Source organism: Pseudomonas sp. AM4(2022), from assembly GCF_036346515.1.
GTDB lineage: Bacteria > Pseudomonadota > Gammaproteobacteria > Pseudomonadales > Pseudomonadaceae > Aquipseudomonas > Aquipseudomonas paracarnis.
Window position 1 is genome coordinate 1 of sequence record NZ_JAOTNW010000008.1, and the last position, 18695, is coordinate 18695.

Here is an 18695-nt window from a genome sequence, read left to right on the forward strand (position 1 = left end):
TGTAAAAGCGGAACCCTAAGTAGCCGTTACCGCAGGAATGGATATGTACTCGGTCTGACACCCTGTGTCGGCTGGCAGGCCGTCTTCGCAGGCAAGCCAGCTCCCACAATTTGATCGCGGGGCGTCAGGTAGATAGGTGTCGGCTGGCAGGCCGCCTTCGCAGGCAAGCCAGCTCCCACAGTTTGATCGCGGGGCGTCAGGTAGATATGGGTAGTCTGGCAGGCCGTCATCGCAGCGATGCGGCGACCCGACAAGCCAGCTCCCACATTTGGTCCTGTGTGGAATCAGGAACCGAGGCTGATGCCATTGGCCGGCAGCGGCAGCGCCGTCTTGTAGCGCACTTGCTTCAAGGCAAAGCTGGAGCGAATGTTCGCCACCCCAGGCACCTTGGTCAAAAAGTCCATCATGAAACGCTCCAGGGACTGGATCGTGGGCACCAGCACGCGGATCAAATAGTCCGGGTCACCGGCCATCAGGTAGCACTCCATCACCTCAGGCCGATCCGAGATCGCTCCTTCGAATTGCTGCAGCGCCAGCTCGTTCTGTTTTTCCAGGCTCACATGGATGAACACATTGACGTGCAGCCCCAGCAAATCAGCGTCCAGCAGCGTGACCTGCTCCCGAATCAACCCCAATTCTTCCATCGCCTTGACCCGGTTGAAACACGGCGTGGGCGACAGATTAACCGAGCGGGCCAGGTCGGCGTTGGTGATGCGGGCATTCTCCTGCAGGGCGTTGAGAATGCCGATATCGGTACGGTCCAGTTTGCGCATGAGACAAAATCACCTGTTTATTATGTTTATGCAGTTTTTTTATCCGCAAATAGCCGGCGACGCAATGAAACAGAGATAAATATTCTTCTACGCCACGCCTATGATTGTTGTAGGACAAGATTTCTTCTACCCGAAGACTGACTGTCAGCTAGCGCGCCCACTACAAGAAATTCACAAGATAGAGCGTAGAAAGCCATGACCCAGCCGTATGCACCGCTGCGCCTGCACGTTCCCGAACCCTCGGGCCGCCCAGGCTGCAAGACCGACTTCACCTACCTGCGTTTGACCGACGCCGGCCTGGTACGCAAACCCGCCATCGACGTAGAACCGGCCGACACCGCCGACCTGGCCAAGGGCCTGATCCGCGTGCTCGACGACCAGGGCCAGGCCCTGGGCCCGTGGGCCGAGGGTGTCTCCACCGAGATCATGCGCCGCGGCATGCGCGCCATGCTCAAGACGCGCATCTTCGACAACCGCATGGTGGTCGCCCAGCGTCAGAAAAAAATGTCGTTCTACATGCAAAGCCTTGGCGAAGAAGCCATCGGCAGCGCCCAGGCCCTGGCCTTGAATATCGACGACATGTGCTTCCCCACCTATCGCCAGCAAAGCATCCTGATGGCCCGTGAGGTGCCGCTGGTGGACCTGATCTGCCAACTGCTGTCCAACGAGCGCGACCCGCTCAAGGGCCGCCAGTTGCCGATTATGTATTCGGTCAAGGAGGCGGGCTTCTTTACCATTTCCGGCAACCTCGCCACTCAATTCGTCCAGGGCGTGGGCTGGGGCATGGCCTCGGCGATCAAGGGCGATACCAAGATCGCATCGGCCTGGATCGGCGACGGCGCCACTGCTGAATCGGACTTCCACACCGCCCTCACCTTCGCCCATGTGTATCGCGCGCCAGTGATCCTCAACGTGGTCAACAACCAGTGGGCGATTTCCACCTTCCAGGCCATCGCTGGCGGTGAAGCCACCACCTTCGCCGGACGCGGCGTCGGTTGCGGTATCGCCTCCCTGCGCGTGGACGGCAACGACTTTATCGCCGTGTACGCCGCCTCGGCCTGGGCTGCCGAGCGTGCGCGCCGCAACCTGGGGCCAACCCTGATCGAGTGGGTCACCTACCGCGCCGGCCCGCACTCCACCTCCGATGACCCGTCCAAGTACCGTCCCGCCGACGACTGGAGCCACTTCCCCCTGGGCGACCCGATTGCCCGCCTCAAGCAGCACCTGATCAAGATTGGCCAGTGGTCCGAAGAGGAACACGCGGCGGTCAGTGCCGAGCTTGAAGCCGAAGTGGTCAAGGCGCAGAAGGAAGCCGAACAGTACGGCACCCTGGCCGGTGGCCAGATTCCAAGCGCCGCGACCATGTTCGAGGATGTCTATAAAGAGATGCCGGAGCACTTGAAGCGCCAGCGTCAAGAGCTGGGGGTGTGACATGAACGACCACAACAACAGTATCGAACTGGAAACCGCCATGACCACAACCACCATGACCATGATCCAGGCCCTGCGCTCGGCCATGGATGTGATGCTTGAGCGTGACGACAACGTGGTGGTGTTCGGCCAGGACGTCGGGTACTTCGGCGGCGTGTTCCGTTGCACCGAAGGCTTGCAGACCAAGTACGGCAGCTCGCGGGTGTTCGACGCCCCCATCTCGGAAAGCGGCATCGTCGGCGTGGCCGTGGGCATGGGCGCCTATGGTTTGCGCCCGGTGGCCGAAATCCAGTTCGCCGACTACGTCTACCCCGCCACCGACCAGATCATTTCCGAGGCGGCGCGCCTGCGTTATCGCTCGGCGGGCCAGTTCACTGCGCCCTTGACCATGCGCATGCCCTGCGGCGGCGGCATCTATGGCGGCCAGACCCACAGCCAGAGTATCGAAGCGGTATTCACGCAAGTGTGCGGCCTGCGCACGGTGATGCCGTCCAACCCCTATGACGCCAAGGGGCTGCTGATCGCCTCCATCGAAAACGATGACCCGGTGATCTTCCTCGAACCCAAGCGCCTGTATAACGGCCCGTTCGACGGCCACCACGACCGCCCGGTAACGCCGTGGTCCAAACACCCCCAAGCCCAGGTGCCGGACGGCTACTACACCGTGCCCCTGGACGTAGCCGCCATCGTGCGCCCAGGCTCGGCCGTGACCGTGCTGACCTACGGCACCACCGTGTATGTGTCGCAAGTCGCCGCCGAAGAAACCGGCATCGACGCCGAGGTCATCGACCTTCGCAGCCTGTGGCCGCTGGACCTGGAGACCATCGTCAAGTCGGTGAAAAAGACCGGCCGTTGCGTGGTGGTGCATGAAGCCACACGCACCTGCGGCTTTGGCGCCGAACTGGTATCGCTGGTGCAAGAGCACTGCTTCCACCACCTGGAAGCGCCGATCGAGCGCGTCACCGGTTGGGACACCCCCTACCCGCACGCGCAGGAGTGGGCGTATTTCCCAGGGCCGTCCCGAGTGGGTGCGGCGTTGAAACGGGTCATGGAGGTCTGAATGGGCACGCACGTTATCAAGATGCCGGACATTGGCGAAGGTATCGCGGAAGTTGAATTGTCGGTATGGCATGTAAAGGTCGGCGACCTGGTGGTTGAAGACCAGGTGCTGGCGGATGTGATGACCGACAAGGCGATGGTGGATATTCCCTCGCCGGTCCACGGCAAGGTGATTTCCCTGGGCGGTGAGCCGGGTGAGGTCATGGCAGTGGGCAGTATTTTGATCAGCATTGAAGTAGAAGGCGCAGGCAATACCAAGGACGTACCGGTGGTTGCCGAGCCGCCGAAGGCCGCGCCGCCTGTGGCCGAAGCCAAACCGGTACAGGCACCGGTAGAAAGCAAACCCGCTGCAGCAGTGAAAGCACCGCAAGCGCCCGTGGCCCGTGAAGCTAGCGAACGCCCATTGGCCTCGCCTGCCGTGCGCAAGCACGCGCTGGATGCCGGGATTCAACTGCGCCTGGTCCAGGGCACAGGGCCTGCGGGGCGGATTCTGCATGAAGACCTGGAGGCTTACTTGCGCCAGGGCCCGGCAACGGGCGCCAGCGCCGCCAACCCGTATGCCGAGCGCACTGACGAACACCAGATCCCGGTGATCGGCATGCGCCGCAAGATTGCCCAGCGCATGCAGGACGCCACCCGCCGCGCCGCGCATTTCAGCTACGTGGAAGAGATCGACGTCACCGCCCTCGACGAGTTGCGCGTGCACCTCAACGAAAAGCACGGCGCGACACGTGGCAAGCTGACCTTGCTGCCGTTTATCGTGCGGGCCATGGTTGTAGCCTTGCGCGACTTCCCGCAGATCAATGCGCGTTACGACGACGAAGCCCAGGTCATCACTCGCCTTGGCGCCGTGCATGTGGGCGTCGCCACCCAGAGCGACGTGGGCCTGATGGTGCCGGTGGTGCGCCACGCCGAAGCCCGCAGCCTGTGGGGCACTGCCGAAGAAATCGCGCGTTTGGCCAACGCCGCACGTACAGGCAAGGCCAGCCGTGAAGAGCTGTCCGGTTCGACCATTACCCTGACCAGCCTCGGCGCCTTGGGCGGTATTGTCAGCACGCCAGTGCTGAACCTGCCGGAAGTGGCCATCGTCGGCGTCAACCGCATCGTTGAGCGGCCGATGGTGATCAAGGGCCAGATTGTGGTGCGCAAGATGATGAACCTCTCCAGCTCCTTCGATCACCGCGTGGTCGATGGCATGGACGCGGCGCAATTCATCCAGGCCATTCGCGGCCTGCTCGAACAACCCGCCAGCCTGTTTCTGGAGTAAGGGCATGACTCAGACATTGCACACCACGCTGCTGATTATCGGCGGTGGCCCCGGCGGTTATGTAGCGGCGATTCGCGCTGGCCAACTGGGCATCCCGACCATCCTGGTGGAAGGCCAGGCACTGGGCGGCACCTGCCTGAACATCGGCTGCATTCCCTCCAAGGCGCTGATCCATGTGGCTGAGCAGTTCCAGCAAACCGTGCACCATAGCCAGGGCTCGCAACTGGGCATTGAAGTGGATGTGCCGACCCTGGACATCCGCAAGAGCGTGGAATGGAAAGACGGTATCGTCGACCGTCTGACCACCGGCGTCGCCGCGCTGCTGAAGAAACACAAGGTGCAAGTGATCCATGGTTGGGCGAAGGTCGTCGACGGCAAGACTGTCGATGTGGGCGACCAACGCATCCAGTGCGAACACCTGCTGCTGGCTACCGGCTCGAAAAGCGTCAACCTGCCGATGCTGCCGATTGGCGGGCCGATCATCTCCTCCACCGAAGCCCTGGCGCCGACCCGCGTGCCCAAGCGCCTGATCGTGGTGGGGGGTGGTTATATCGGCCTGGAGCTGGGCATTGCCTACCGCAAGCTCGGCGCCGAAGTCAGTGTGGTCGAGGCCCAGGCGCATATCCTGCCTGCCTACGACGCCGAGCTGACCCTGCCAGTGGCTGAATCCCTGAAGAAATTGGGGGTGAAGCTGTACCTCGAGCACAGTGTCACCGGTTTTACCGACAACAAACTCCAGGTCCGCGCCCCCAACGGCGACACCCTGGCGCTGGACACCGACCAAGTGCTGGTGGCCGTGGGGCGCAAACCCAATACCCAGGGCTGGAACCTCGAAGCCTTGAACCTGGACATGAACGGCACGGCGATCAAGATCGACAGCCGCTGCCAGACCAGCATGCGCAATGTGTATGCCATCGGCGACCTCAGCGGCGAACCGATGCTAGCGCACCGGGCCATGGCCCAGGGCGAAATGGTTGCCGAACTGATCAGCGGTAAAGCCCGCGAATTCAACCCGGCGGCGATACCCGCGGTGTGCTTTACCGACCCGGAACTGGTGGTGGTCGGCAAGACCCCGGACGAGGCCAAGGCGGCAGGCCTGGATTGCATCGTGTCGAGCTTCCCATTCGCCGCCAATGGCCGGGCCATGACGCTGGAGTCCAAAGCGGGCTTCGTGCGGGTGGTGGCGCGGCGTGACAATCACTTGATTGTTGGATGGCAAGCGGTGGGGGCCGGAGTGTCCGAGCTGTCGACCGCGTTCGGCCTGAGCCTGGAAATGGGCGCGCGCCTGGAAGACGTGGCCGGCACCATCCATGCCCACCCGACCCTGGGTGAAGCGGTGCAGGAAGCCGCGCTGCGGGCGTTGGGCCACGCGTTGCACCTGTAAAACCGTGGCGAGGCCATCGCGGGCAAGCCCGGCTCCCACATTGGAATGCGTTCCAAGTGTGGGAGCTGGCTTGCCTGCGATAGCGGTGGATTAGCCAATGCAGAGGTTAATGGTCCGCCGCCCTCCTCCCACACCGGCCAAGAATGCAGTATTGTTGCGCCCATCCAGAAAAAAATCCGACTTGACCAGAGATAGAGGGTGTCATGGGTAACGAGAGCATCAATTGGGACAAGCTGGGTTTTGACTACATCAAGACCGACAAGCGGTTTCTCCAGGTCTGGAAGAACGGCGAATGGCAAGCTGGCACCCTGACCGACGACAATGTGCTGCACATCAGCGAGGGCTCCACTGCCCTGCATTATGGCCAGCAATGCTTCGAGGGCCTGAAGGCCTACCGTTGCAAGGACGGCTCGATCAACCTGTTCCGCCCGGACCAGAACGCCGCCCGCATGCAGCGCAGCTGTGGCCGCCTGCTGATGCCACAAGTGCCGACCGACGCGTTCATCGACGCGTGCAAACAAGTGGTCAAGGCCAACGAGCGCTTCATTCCGCCGTACGGCAGTGGCGGCGCGCTGTACCTGCGCCCGTTCGTGATCGGCACCGGTGACAACATTGGCGTGCGCACCGCGCCGGAGTTCATCTTCTCGGTGTTCGCCATCCCGGTCGGTGCCTACTTCAAGGGCGGCCTGGTGCCACACAACTTCCAGATCTCCGGCTACGACCGCGCCGCGCCGCAAGGCACTGGTGCCGCCAAGGTGGGTGGCAACTACGCCGCCAGCCTGATGCCCGGTTCGGAAGCGAAGAAATTCGGCTTCGCCGACGCGATCTACCTGGACCCGATGACCCATTCGAAAATCGAAGAAGTCGGCTCGGCCAACTTCTTCGGGATCACCCACGACAACCAGTTCATCACGCCGAAGTCGCCTTCGGTATTGCCAGGCATCACCCGCCTGTCGCTGATCGAACTGGCCCAGACCCGCCTGGGCCTGGAAGTGGTAGAAGGCGAAGTGTTCATCGACAAGCTGGACCAATTCAAGGAAGCCGGCGCCTGCGGTACCGCGGCAGTGATCTCGCCGATCGGCGGCATCCAGTACAACGGCAAGCTGCACGTGTTCCACAGCGAAACCGAAGTCGGCCCGATCACCCAGAAGCTCTACAAAGAGTTGACCGGCGTGCAGACCGGTGACGTGGAAGCGCCGGCGGGTTGGATCGTCAAGGTCTGACAGCCACGAAAGCCAGCGACACCACAAAACCCTGTGGGAGCTGGCTTGCCTGCGATAGCGGTCTGTCAGTCAGGATATTGGCTACAGACCCACCGCTATCGCAGGCAAGCCAGCTCCCACACTGGTTTGTGCACCTTCAAGAGCGTGGCGCAATATTCTCGGCAATCTTCTTGCCCATACTGATCCTCGGCTCCACCCCATACCCCAACGCCTCATAAAACCCCACCACCACATCATTGCCGCCGGTGATCTGCAGGTTGATCTTCATGCAGCCCAGCGCTGCCAACGCCTGTTCGGCATAGCGCACCAGCGACGATCCCAGGCCATGGCGCCGATAGTCGGTATGCACCGCCACCGAATACAACCAGCCACGATGCCCGTCATAGCCGGCGAGAATGGTACCGATCACGGCTTTGTTGTCGGTGGCAACGAAGAACAACCCGTCGTTGACCGCCAGTTTCTTATCAATCGCCAAGCTCGGCAGGTTATGCGCGGTGTCATAGCCAAACGCCTGCTGCCATAACTCAATCACCTGGGCACGGTGTTGACGGTCGCGATAAGGCCCGATGGGGTGGCGGGACGACAGCGTTTTTTCCATCACCAACGTGCGCTCATTGCCGTGGTACACGTCACGCACATTGTGAAAACCCAACTTGGCGTAGAAGGCTTGCGCCGTGAGCGAGGACGGCACGCTCAAGACCGTCACGCCGGCCTCACGGGCGCGCAGTTCGATCTCGATCATCAACAATCGGCCAATCCCCTGCCCTTGCAGCGCCGGGTTGACGAACACCGAGCGCACCACATTGCCATCCAGTGCGGCCGTAGCGACGATCAGTTGATCCTGAGTCGCCACCAACACTACCCGCCGCTGGAGCAACGCCAGCACAGCGTCGGGGGTGAAGTTGCTGGCAACCCGCGCAATCACATCCGCGGGGTAATCACGTGCGTTGCTGCTGTGCAGCGCAGCCAGGATGACGTGGCTGATACCTTCGGCATCTGAAGGTTGGGCAAGGCGAACAGCGGTAGACATGGTTCCTCCTGGCTGACACAGCGATAACAATCACCACAATACCAATGTGGGAGCTGGCTTGCCTGCGATAGCGGTGGGCCAGCCAGATTAATGGGGCTGACCCACCGCTATCGCAGGCAAGCCAGCTCCCACAGTTTGATTGCATTTCAACCTAGCAGCTGATTCGGCTGCGTCACTCCCCTTTTCAGCTTTCCCGGCTGAGCCGCCCTACTGTTTCAGCCGGGATCCTCCCCGCACAACGCACAAAATAGCGCTACAAGATCCCCCCATGGACCCGTGCCCCCATGCAAACCACGAACACCGTCCTGATGATCCGCCCGGCGCGCTTTGCCTTTAACCCGGATACCGCGATCAACAACCGTTTCCAACGCCCGCCGCTGGATCCGCTCAGTGCACAGCACAAAGCGCTGGAGGAGTTCGACGGTTATGTCGAGACTTTGCGCCAGCACGGCGTGGAGGTACTGGTGGTGCAGGACACGCCGGCGCCCCACACGCCCGACTCGATCTTCCCCAACAACTGGTGGAGCAGCCATGCCGACGGCAGCCTGGTGCTCTACCCCATGGAAGGCCAGAACCGCCGACTGGAGCGCAACAAGGGCGTGCTGCAAGTCTTGGAGCAACGTTTTGCGATCAGCGCCACCATCGACCTCAGCCACCTGGAACAACAGAACATCTTCCTGGAAGGCACCGGCAGCATGGTGCTCGACCGCCAGCACCGCATCAGCTACGCCTGCCATTCGGGGCGCACCCACCACGCGGCCCTGCGCCAGTTTGCCGAACGCCTCGACTACCAACTCTGTGTGTTCCATGCCCTGGACCGTCACCAGGCCCCCATCTACCACAGTAACGTGATGATGAGCGTGGGCCGCGACCTCGCGGTAGTGTGCCTGCAGGCCCTGCCCGACGACAGAGAGCGTCTGGCCCTGGAACGCTCTCTGCGTGACACCGGCAAGGACATCCTCAGCCTCGACTTCGACCAGCTGGAAGCCTTCGCCGGCAACATGCTGGAGGTCCACGACCGGGACGGCCAGCCGTTGCTGGTGATGTCCGCCAGTGCCTGGGGTGCCCTGCATCCGACGCAGCGTCAGCATGTGGAGCGCCATACGCGGCCGGTGGTGGTGAATATCGACAACATCGAACGCATCGGCGGCGGCAGTGCCCGCTGCATGCTGGCCGAAGTGCATCTGCCGGCCCGTCCCTCATTTCAATAAGGAGTCTTGCCATGACCCGTTATATCGACGTCAACGACCTCAGCTACCTGGTCTCGCAGAAAGGCCTGCAAACCTGCATCACCGAGATGGCCGACTACATCCGCGCCGACTACCTGCGCTGGCAGGACTTCGAGAAATGCGCGCGCCTGGCCAACCATTCACCGGATGGCGTGATCGAGCTGATGCCGGTGTCCGACGCCTCGCTGTACGCCTTCAAGTACGTCAACGGCCACCCGAAAAACACCCTCGCCGGCATGCTCACCGTGATGGCGTTCGGTGCCTTGGGCGACGTCGACACCGGCAAGCCGGTGCTGCTGGCGGAAATGACCCTCACCACCGCCATCCGCACCGCCGCCACCTCGGCCCTGGTCGCCCGCTACCTGGCCCGCGCCAACAGCCGCAGCATGGCGCTGATCGGCAACGGCTGCCAGAGCGAATTCCAGGCACTGGCCTTCCACGCCATGCTTGGCATTACTGAAATCCGCCTGTTCGACATCGACCCCCAGGCCACCGCCAAGCTCGCCGCCAACCTCAAGGCGTTCCCGGCGATCAAGGTGATCCTGGCCGCCAGCGTCGCCGAGGCGGTCAAAGGCGCGGACATTGTCACCACTGTGACTGCGGACAAAGCCTACGCCACCATCCTGACTGACGAGATGATCGAGCCAGGCATGCACCTCAATGCCGTGGGCGGTGACTGCCCGGGCAAGACCGAGCTGGACCGCCGCATCGTCGAGCGCGCCCGGGTGATCGTCGAGTACGAACCGCAAAGCCGCATCGAAGGCGAAATCCAGCATATGCCGGAAGATTCGCCGGTCACCGAGCTGTGGCAAGTGATCAACGGCCAACAGCCGGGCCGCGAAAATGACCGCCAAATTACCCTGTTCGACTCGGTGGGTTTCGCCATCGAAGACTACTCGGCCCTGCGCTATGTACTGGACGTGGCCAAGGCGTTGGAAGTGGGCAGTGAGCTGGAGCTGGTGCCAGACCTGGCCGACCCGAAAGACCTGTTTGCGCGCCTGGCCCAGCAACCGGTTGTACAGCACAAAAAGCGCGCCTGAAACCGCTCTGGCCTGCCGCTTTTCGCCCAGGGCAGGCCAGATTTTCACGGCTTGAAAGCCGATTTTGCCGGTGTCACAGCCGTTTCCGCTGCATTGCTCGTTTTAACAGCGCAATTTGCGCTTTGCACACCGGGTAAACGACACAAAAAACGCACCATCATGAAGCATTCTCTGCTCCCAGTTATTCACTGCCCCTGACATCAATTACAAAATATAGGGACCGACACATGACTCCTCTGCGATCACTCTTCGCTGCGTTGCTGTTGCCACTGTGCGCCACTGCCGCCCACGCCCAGGACTGGAAAGAAATCCGGTTTGGCGTGTTCCCCGAATACCCGCCCTTCGAATCTGTCGCCGCCGATGGCAGCCTGCAAGGTTTCGATATCGAACTGGGCAACGCCATCTGCGCCAAGCTCGAAGTGAAATGCACCTGGGTGCACAACGAATTCGACGGCATGATCCCGGCCCTGCGTGCGCGCAAGTTCGACGCGATCATGTCCTCCATGGCCGTGACCCCGGCCCGTGAGAAAGTCATCGACTTCACCGACCGCCTGTTCCTCAGCCCCACCTCGGTGATCACCCGCAAAAACGCCACCTTCGGTGACACCCCCGAGTCGCTGAACGGCAAGCACGTTGGCGTGCTGCAAGGCTCGTTGCAGGAAGCCTATGCCCGCGCGCACCTGGCCAAGCTCGGTGCACAGATCAAGGCGTACCAGTCCCAGGAACAGAACTACGCCGACCTGCAGAACGGCCGCCTCGACGCCACCCTGACGGACAAGCTCGAAGCCCAGCTCAACTTCTTGTCCAAGCCCGAAGGCGCCGACTTCAAGACCGGCCCGGCCTTCAAGGACCCGACCCTGCCGCTGGACATCGCCATGGGCCTGCGCAAGAACGACAAGGCGCTGCGTGAGCTGATCAACAAGGGCATCGCCGCCGTCCAGGCCGATGGCACCTACGCCCAGATCCAGAAGAAATACTTTGGCGATCAGGACATCTACAACGAGTAACCGGCAACCCGTGCCCCTGTGGGAGCGGGCTTGTTGTGGCGAGGGAGCTTGCTCCCGCTGGGGTGCGAAGCGCCCCCAAAAAGCCGGCTCCAGCTGCGCTGTCGAACGGGAGCAAGCTCCCTCGCCACAACAAGCCAGCTCCCACAGTAAATCCGTGCACTCCTTCGAGATCTTCCCCATGAACGACCTCCTCAACCTGCAAGGCTACGGCCCCATGCTGGCCCAGGGTGCCTGGATGACGCTCAAGCTGGCGTTCCTCGCCCTGGCCCTGAGCCTTACCCTGGGCCTGGTCGCCGCAGGTGCCAAACTCTCCAGCGCCAAATGGCTGCGCGTACCGGCCACGCTTTACACCACGTTGATTCGTAGCGTGCCGGACCTGGTGCTGATCCTGCTGATCTTTTACAGCCTGCAACTGTGGCTCAACGACCTGACCGAAGCGTTCGGCTGGGACTACGTTGAAATCGATCCGTTTACCGCTGGGGTGATCACCCTGGGCTTTATCTACGGCGCGTATTTCACCGAAAACTTCCGGGGCGCGATCCTCAGTGTGCCGGCGGGCCAACTGGAAGCCGCCACCGCCTACGGCCTGAGCCGCTGGCAGCGCTTTCACCTGGTGCTGTTCCCGCAACTGATGCGCTTTGCCCTGCCAGGCCTTGGCAATAACTGGCTGGTGCTGCTCAAGTCCACGGCGCTGGTGTCGATCATCGGCCTGTCAGACCTGGTCAAGGCCGCGCAGAACGCCGGCAAGTCCACGAGTGAGCCGCTGTACTTCCTGATCCTCGCGGGCCTGGTGTACCTGGTGATTACCACCCTATCCAACCGCATCTTCAAGCGCCTGGAACGGCGCTATAACCTGGGCATCAAGGGGATGGCGCGATGATCGAACTGTTCCAGCAATACGGCCTGGCCTACCTGTTCAGCGATGGCAGCGGCCTGTCCGGTGTTGCCATGACCTTGTGGCTGTTCATTATCTCGGTGGTGCTCGGCTTTGGCCTGTCGATCCCCCTGGCGCTGGCACGCGTCTCAGAGCATTTCTGGCTGCGCTGGCCGGTGGAGGTCTACACCTACCTGTTCCGTGGCACGCCGCTGTATATCCAACTGCTGATTTGCTACACCGGGCTGTACAGCCTGGAGGTGGTGCAGGACAACGCCCTGCTCAACCAGTTTTTCCGCAATGCGCTGAACTGCACGCTGTTGGCGTTTGTGCTCAACACCTGCGCCTACACCGTAGAAATTTTCGCTGGGGCAATCCGCAACATTCCCCATGGTGAGATCGAAGCGGCACGCGCCTATGGCCTGCACGGCTGGCGGCTGAACCTGTTTGTGATAGTGCCCGCCGCGCTGCGTCGCGCCCTGCCGGCCTACAGCAATGAAATGATCCTGATGCTGCACGCCACGTCGCTGGCGTTCACCGCCACCGTCGCCGACATCCTCAAGGTCGCCCGCGATGCGAATGCAGAGACGTTCCTGACCTTCCAGGCTTTCGGCATCGCCGCCCTGCTCTACATGCTGCTGTCCTTTGCACTGGTGGGCCTGTTCAGGCTGGCCGAACGTCGCTGGATGCGCTTTCTTGTTCCTACCCGAGGCTAACCCATGAATCAGTCCGCGCAGGCCCTGGCCGCTTATCCAATGGATGTACCCGTCGGCAAAACCGCCACGGCGGCCATCAAGCTGCAAGTCGAAGGTATCCATAAACGCTACGGCGAACACGAGGTGCTCAAGGGCGTGTCCCTCAACGCACGCCAGGGCGATGTGATCAGCTTGATCGGCGCCAGCGGCTCGGGCAAAAGCACGATGCTGCGGTGCATCAACTTTCTGGAACAGCCTGACGCCGGGGTGATCACCCTGGACGGCATCAGCATCGAAATGCAACCAGGCCGCGCCGGCACCCGTGCGCCGCACCAGGCGCAACTGCAAAACCTGCGCACGCGCCTGGCCATGGTGTTCCAGCACTTCAACCTGTGGAGCCACATGACCGTGCTGGAAAACATCACCATGGCCCCGCGCCGGGTGCTGAACGTGAGCGCCGCCGAAGCCGAGAAGCGTGCGCGGCTGTACCTGGACAAGGTCGGCCTGCCGAGCCGCGTGGCGGACCAATACCCGGCGTTCCTGTCCGGCGGCCAGCAGCAGCGCGTGGCCATTGCGCGCGCGCTGGCAATGGAACCGGAGATTATCCTGTTCGATGAACCCACCTCGGCCCTGGACCCGGAACTTGTAGGAGAAGTCCTCAAAGTCATACAGACGTTGGCCGAGGAAGGTCGTACCATGCTGATGGTCACCCACGAAATGGGCTTTGCCCGCCAGGTGTCCAGCCAAGTGCTGTTCCTGCACCAGGGCCGAGTCGAAGAACACGGCGGCGCCGAGATCCTCGACCATCCCACCAGCGAACGCTTGCAGCAATTTCTTTCCAACCGTTTGAAGTGAACTCATGGATACCAAGGCCAACGGACCCCATTCTTCCCCTACGCTGGATCGCATCGACGAAGCGATCATCGACGTACTCAGGCATCAGGGGCGTATCACCTACGAAAAGCTCTCGTCACTGGTGCACCTCACCCCCAGGCCCTGCCTGGAACGGGTGCGCAAGCTGGAGCGACGCGGGGTGATCCGTGGGTATGGGGCGATCATCGATGTGCAGATGGTCTCACCGGGGCTGTCACTGCTGGTGCTGGTGGCCTTGTCCAACCAAAGCGGGCGCTCGGCGCAAAAGGCCTTCGAAGCCTGCGTAAAAGCCTGCCCGCAGGTGTTCGAATGCCAGCTGATCAGCGGGCCGTTCGACTACAGCCTGCGCATGCGCTGCCGGGATATGGAACATTACCGAGTGCTGACGGAGATCTGGTTGAACAATGACGAGTTGCACATTGATAAGTTAGTGGCGCATCCGGAGTTGGCGGTAGTCAAGAACACTGCGACCGAACTGGCCTGATACCCACTCCCCCAGGCTGCGAAAAGCAAATGTGGGAGCTGGCTTGTGTGGGAGCGGGCTTGCTCGCGAAAGCGGTGTGACAGTTACACATAAGCTGACTGACCCACCGCTTTCGCGAGCAAGCCCGCTCCCACATTTTTTAACCTTGCCCACCTAATATTCTCTTGCCTGGCTTGGCCCCCACCAGCTTCGCCTGCCCATCCTTCTGCTTGCCCGTACGCGCCTCGCTGATCAACCCCGGGATCAACTTGCCCTCGGGCAAATTCTTCCAGAAGCGGCTGGGCAAATGCCCTTCCATCACTTTGGGGTTCAGCCGCGCCGGGTTGAAGATGTGGCTGTAGTAGGTCAGCCACATGGCGCTGTGGGGATCTTCGACATTCTGTGCCAGTTGCTGCCAGGCCTCGGGGCACTGGCGCTGATGAATCAGTTGCTCGCCGTCGTAATACACCCCGTCCAGGGGCGTGGCGATCATCCAGCGATGGCGGCCCATGCGCCCGATGAAATGCTCGCTGGCGCTCTTGAGAATGTCATGGGCCGGCTCATGCCAGGCCACGTACTCCGGCAGTGCCGACCCGGCCTCGACCGGCAGCGCGATGAAGCGCACAAACGCGTGCAAGTGGTGGGCTTCCCGGCTGACTTGCTTGATGCGCCGCTGCAATTCGCTGCCAAGCTTGTCCCCCGCGAGCATGGCCGTGCGATCACCGTGGCTGACCCGCCACAGCACTTCATACAGCAGGCTCCAGCGCTGATCACCGTGATAACAGGCAGCGGACTCCAGCAATTGCAACAACGCCTTGGGTATGCGCGCCTGAAACGGCCCCATCCCTGGTGGGATAGGTTCATCGGTAGCAAATAGGTCCGCCGCCTGCACCTCGCCCCAGCTGACCTGGCTGGGGTCGACCTGATGGCTGAGCAACCAGCGTGCCTGTTCGCGCCAAGTGCTGAAAAGGTTGTCGCACTCCAGGCTGATCATCCCCACAGCCCCATCTGTTGCGGCTGCGGACGGTCACGCAGTTGTTCGCGCAACAACACACTGGTGCTGTCGGCCTGTTGCGGGTGGTAGTCGCTGGTGATGAAAAACGGCTTGGCCTTGGCCAGCACGCAACGCATGCGCGCCAGGTCTTCGAAGCGGATCTTGCGTTCACGGCGCAGGTCGACCAGGCGCTGGGTGGTGCGCAGGCCGATGCCGGGGATACGTGCGATCAGGGTCGGCTCGGCGCGGTTCAAGTCCAGGGGGAACACCTCGCGTTGCTCCAGGGCCCAGGCCAGCTTGGGGTCGATATCCAGTGCCAGGTCACCGGGGCCGGCGAACAGCTCATTGGCGCTGAAACCGTAGCTGCGCAACAAGAAATCGGCCTGGTACAAGCGGTGCTCGCGCATCAGCGGCGGCGCGGCCAAGGGTACGCTTTTCGGGCTGTTGGGGATGGGGCTGAACGCCGAGTAATACACACGGCGCAGCTTGAAATTACCGTACAACGCCTCGGCACCGTGCAGGATGGTGCTGTCGTCGGTGTCGTCGGCGCCGACGATCATCTGCGTGCTCTGCCCGGCCGGGGCGAAACGTGGCGCGCGGGGTTCGTTGAGCACCGTCTGTTCGCCGGTGTAGATGGTCTGCATGGCCTGCTTGATCGAGCCGATCTGCTTCTCGGGCGCCAGGGTTTGCAGGCTGGCGTCGGTGGGCAGTTCGATATTCACGCTGAGGCGATCGGCATAACGGCCAGCCTCGGCGATCAGGGCCGGGTCGGCATCGGGGATGGTCTTGAGGTGGATATAACCGCGAAAGTCATGCTCTTCGCGCAGCAACTTGGCGACCCGTACCAGTTGCTCCATGGTGTAGTCCGACGAACGGATGATGCCGGAACTGAGGAACAGCCCGCTGACGCAATTGCGCTTGTAGAAATCCAGCGTCAGGGTGACCACCTCCTCCGGGCTGAAGCGCGCACGGGGCACGTCGCTGGAGCGGCGGTTGACGCAGTATTGGCAGTCGTAGAGGCAGAAGTTGGTGAGCAACACCTTGAGCAATGACACACAACGGCCATCAGGCGTGTAGCTGTGGCAGATGCCCATGCCATTGGTGGAACCCAGCCCCGCCTTGCCCTCGGAACTGCGCTTGGGCGCGCCACTGCTGGCGCAGGACGCGTCGTACTTGGCGGCGTCGGCGAGGATGCTGAGTTTTTCGATCAACTGCATGGAGGGCTACCGATACTGGTTTTTTGTACAGTACCAATAGCCACACTTTGTCACAAGTGCCGTCTGTAGGAGCGAGCTTGCTCGCGAAGAACGCAAGAGCGCCGCGTTAATCCAGAGAGGGCGCGTTATCGTTGACGTTCTTCGCGAGCAAGCTCGCTCCTACAGAGAGGCAGGTCAGCTGGCGGTTGCCAGGAGCAGATCCTGCACCGAACGCGCCTTGCCACGGTGATGGTCCAGCGCATACAACGACGCCGCAATCTCATCGGCCCGAATCGGCAGCACCGACAGCAAGGTATCGCTCAAGCCATGGCTGGCCTGGCTGAAGCCCTGGATGTAAATGCCAGCTTTGCAGCGCTCGTCGGTGACGATGCGGTAGTCGCGGGCCACCTCAAAGTCGCCCATGTAGGCCTCCAGCGGCGCCAACAGTTCCCGGTGCATCTGGCGCTCGTAGCCGGTGGCCAGAATTACCGCGTCGTAATGGTTGAGGCTGGTTTCGTCAGTGGCGGTATTGCGCAGGGCCAATTCGATGCCCAGCGGGCCAGGGGTGGCTTTCTCCACCACGGTCAGCGTGCGGAACGCCTGGCGGGCGATGCCGGAGACTTTCTGGCGGTAGAAAATCCCGTAGATTCGCTCGATCAGGTCCAGGTCCACCACCGAGTAGTTGGTGTTCTGGTACTCGGCGACCAAACGCTCACGCTCGGCACCGACCTGTTGGAACACCAGGTCAGTAAAGGCCGGCGAAAACACTTCGTTGACAAACGGGCTGTCGTCGGCCGGTTTGAGCGCCGAACCGCGCAGGATCATATCGACCTGTACCGACGGGAAGCTGTCATTGAGGTCGATAAAGGCTTCGGCTGCGCTCTGGCCACCGCCGATCACGGCGATGCGCATCGGCTTGCCGTCTACGCACGGCTGGTTGGCCATGCGCTCCAGGTACTGGGAATGGTGAAACACCCGGCTATCGCCCTTGAGCGCCTTGAATGCCTCGGGGATGCGCGGTGTGCCGCCGGCGCTGACCACCACCGAACGGGTGGTGCGCACATGCTGCTCGCCCTGGGCACCACGGGAGATCACGCGCAACGCCTCGACCTGTTGCTGATGCAGGATCGGCTCGATGGCCAGCACTTCTTCACCGTAGTTGGCCTGGGCCTGGAACTGCCCCGCCACCCAGCGCAGGTAGTCGTTGTACTCCATGCGGCAGGGATAGAAGGTGCCCAGGTTGATGAAGTCCACCAGGCGGTCGTGGGCCTTGAGGTAGTTGACGAAGGAGTACGGGCTGGTGGGGTTGCGCAGGGTCACCAAGTCCTTGAGGAAGGAAATCTGCAGTTCGCTCTGGGTCACCAGGGTATTGCCGTGCCAGCGGTAGTCGGCTTGTTTGTCGAGAAACAGCACGTCCAGCTTGCCCTGGGCCTTTTCACGCTCCTGCAGGGCGATGGCCAGCGCCAGGTTCGAAGGGCCGAAACCGATCCCGATCAGGTCATGAACCGCGGGCGAAGCAATTGCCTGTGTCATTCCAGTGTCCTCTGGATAAGCCCCATGGCGGTGGGGCGGGAATACCTTCATGGCCTGAACAACAGGCCGTGTGTTGATAGGAAACGAGGACAGTGAAATAAAATTTAACTAACCAGTGATCAGTGCGCTTCCCACTCGCGCATGCGCACCCGGCAGTGCTTCATCGCATTGACGATGTGTTTTTCCACCAGGCTGCGGGAAATGTTCAGGCGTTCAGCGATTTGCAGGTGGGACAGGCCTTCGAGTTTGCGCAACAGGAAACTGTCGCGACAGGCCGCCGGCAACTCGGCCAGGGCGCGTTCGAGCATCTCCAGGCGCTGGCCCTGGTCATGGCTGGCGTGGGGTGAACAGGCGGCGAAGCGCTCTTCGCTGTCCAGCACCTCCAGAGGCTCGGCCTGGCGCACGGCATTGCGCCGATGGCCGTCGATCACCAGGTTCAAGGCGGTGCGGTACAGGAAGGCGCGCGGTTGTTCGATCGGGGTGTCGCTTGCGCGCTCGAGCACCCGCACATAAGCGTCATGCACCACATCTTCGGCCACCTGACGGTTGCCCAGCTTGGCGTTGAGGAAACACACCAGCTCGCGATAGTAGTTTTCCAACATGACTCCTGGCCCCACGGCCTTA

Annotated in this window: 18 protein-coding genes; 12 read left to right on the forward strand and 6 right to left on the reverse strand. The window is 61.9% G+C overall.

What is annotated here, in order from left to right:
• Window positions 1-284: 284 nt before the first annotated feature.
• Window positions 285-773, reverse strand: a complete 489-nt coding sequence (gene bkdR, locus ODQ19_RS12620; RefSeq protein WP_003174877.1) for a Bkd operon transcriptional regulator BkdR — start codon at window positions 771-773, stop codon at window positions 285-287.
• A gap of 195 nt (window positions 774-968) precedes the next feature.
• Between bkdR and ODQ19_RS12625 the strand changes: the two genes are divergently transcribed.
• The 5 genes from ODQ19_RS12625 to ODQ19_RS12645 all read left to right on the forward strand — a co-directional run bounded on the left by ODQ19_RS12625 (window position 969) and on the right by ODQ19_RS12645 (window position 7137).
• Complete coding sequence (locus ODQ19_RS12625) at window positions 969-2204, forward strand: 3-methyl-2-oxobutanoate dehydrogenase (2-methylpropanoyl-transferring) subunit alpha (protein ID WP_014719015.1); 1236 nt, start codon at window positions 969-971, stop codon at window positions 2202-2204.
• Window position 2205: 1 nt separating this feature from the next.
• Complete coding sequence (locus ODQ19_RS12630; RefSeq protein ID WP_005789444.1) at window positions 2206-3264, forward strand: alpha-ketoacid dehydrogenase subunit beta; 1059 nt, start codon at window positions 2206-2208, stop codon at window positions 3262-3264.
• Complete coding sequence (locus ODQ19_RS12635) at window positions 3265-4530, forward strand: dihydrolipoamide acetyltransferase family protein (RefSeq protein WP_330210195.1); 1266 nt, start codon at window positions 3265-3267, stop codon at window positions 4528-4530.
• Window positions 4531-4534: 4 nt separating this feature from the next.
• Complete coding sequence (gene lpdA, locus ODQ19_RS12640) at window positions 4535-5914, forward strand: dihydrolipoyl dehydrogenase (RefSeq protein WP_116667741.1); 1380 nt, start codon at window positions 4535-4537, stop codon at window positions 5912-5914.
• Window positions 5915-6117: 203 nt separating this feature from the next.
• Complete coding sequence (locus ODQ19_RS12645; protein WP_330210196.1) at window positions 6118-7137, forward strand: branched-chain amino acid aminotransferase; 1020 nt, start codon at window positions 6118-6120, stop codon at window positions 7135-7137.
• Between the two features lie 136 nt (window positions 7138-7273).
• Here ODQ19_RS12645 and ODQ19_RS12650 read toward each other — a convergent pair whose 3' ends face one another.
• Window positions 7274-8167, reverse strand: coding sequence for a GNAT family acetyltransferase (locus tag ODQ19_RS12650; protein WP_330210197.1), 894 nt, complete (start codon window positions 8165-8167; stop codon window positions 7274-7276).
• A gap of 284 nt (window positions 8168-8451) precedes the next feature.
• On the opposite strand from ODQ19_RS12650, the gene ctlX reads away from it, so the two are divergent.
• The 7 genes from ctlX (at window position 8452) to ODQ19_RS12685 (ending at window position 14369) form a co-directional block, all read left to right on the forward strand.
• Window positions 8452-9378, forward strand: a complete 927-nt coding sequence (gene ctlX, locus ODQ19_RS12655; RefSeq protein ID WP_116667814.1) for a citrulline utilization hydrolase CtlX — start codon at window positions 8452-8454, stop codon at window positions 9376-9378.
• A gap of 11 nt (window positions 9379-9389) precedes the next feature.
• Window positions 9390-10436, forward strand: a complete 1047-nt coding sequence (locus ODQ19_RS12660; RefSeq protein ID WP_116667813.1) for an ornithine cyclodeaminase — start codon at window positions 9390-9392, stop codon at window positions 10434-10436.
• Window positions 10437-10663: 227 nt separating this feature from the next.
• Window positions 10664-11443 carry an ABC transporter substrate-binding protein gene (locus ODQ19_RS12665; RefSeq protein ID WP_330210198.1) on the forward strand — a complete coding sequence of 260 codons (780 nt, stop codon included), beginning with the start codon at window positions 10664-10666 and terminating at the stop codon, window positions 11441-11443.
• A gap of 178 nt (window positions 11444-11621) precedes the next feature.
• Window positions 11622-12323, forward strand: coding sequence for an ABC transporter permease (locus ODQ19_RS12670; RefSeq protein WP_014719023.1), 702 nt, complete (start codon window positions 11622-11624; stop codon window positions 12321-12323).
• Entirely contained in the window at window positions 12320-13033 is a 714-nt protein-coding gene (locus ODQ19_RS12675) for an ABC transporter permease (protein ID WP_014719024.1), read from the forward strand. The genes ODQ19_RS12670 and ODQ19_RS12675 overlap by 4 nt, the downstream gene beginning before the upstream one ends.
• A 3-nt stretch (window positions 13034-13036) precedes the next feature.
• Window positions 13037-13867 (forward strand): ABC transporter ATP-binding protein, encoded by an 831-nt coding sequence (locus ODQ19_RS12680; RefSeq protein ID WP_014719025.1) that lies wholly within the window; start codon window positions 13037-13039, stop codon window positions 13865-13867.
• Between the two features lie 4 nt (window positions 13868-13871).
• A complete protein-coding gene (locus ODQ19_RS12685) occupies window positions 13872-14369 on the forward strand; it encodes an Lrp/AsnC family transcriptional regulator (protein WP_116667811.1) in 498 nt (165 codons plus the stop codon).
• Between the two features lie 139 nt (window positions 14370-14508).
• On the opposite strand, the gene ODQ19_RS12690 is transcribed toward ODQ19_RS12685, so the two are convergent.
• The 4 genes from ODQ19_RS12690 to ODQ19_RS12705 form a co-directional block, all read right to left on the reverse strand.
• Window positions 14509-15342 (reverse strand): TIGR03915 family putative DNA repair protein, encoded by an 834-nt coding sequence (locus ODQ19_RS12690; RefSeq protein WP_330210199.1) that lies wholly within the window; start codon window positions 15340-15342, stop codon window positions 14509-14511.
• Entirely contained in the window at window positions 15339-16559 is a 1221-nt protein-coding gene (locus tag ODQ19_RS12695; RefSeq protein WP_330210200.1) for a putative DNA modification/repair radical SAM protein, read from the reverse strand. The genes ODQ19_RS12690 and ODQ19_RS12695 overlap by 4 nt, the downstream gene beginning before the upstream one ends.
• Before the next feature lie 174 nt (window positions 16560-16733).
• A complete protein-coding gene (locus ODQ19_RS12700) occupies window positions 16734-18071 on the reverse strand; it encodes a lysine N(6)-hydroxylase/L-ornithine N(5)-oxygenase family protein (RefSeq protein ID WP_330210201.1) in 1338 nt (445 codons plus the stop codon).
• A 119-nt stretch (window positions 18072-18190) separates the two neighbouring features.
• Window positions 18191-18673 carry a sigma-70 family RNA polymerase sigma factor gene (locus ODQ19_RS12705; protein WP_060763710.1) on the reverse strand — a complete coding sequence of 161 codons (483 nt, stop codon included), beginning with the start codon at window positions 18671-18673 and terminating at the stop codon, window positions 18191-18193.
• Between the last annotated feature and the right edge of the window lie 22 nt (window positions 18674-18695).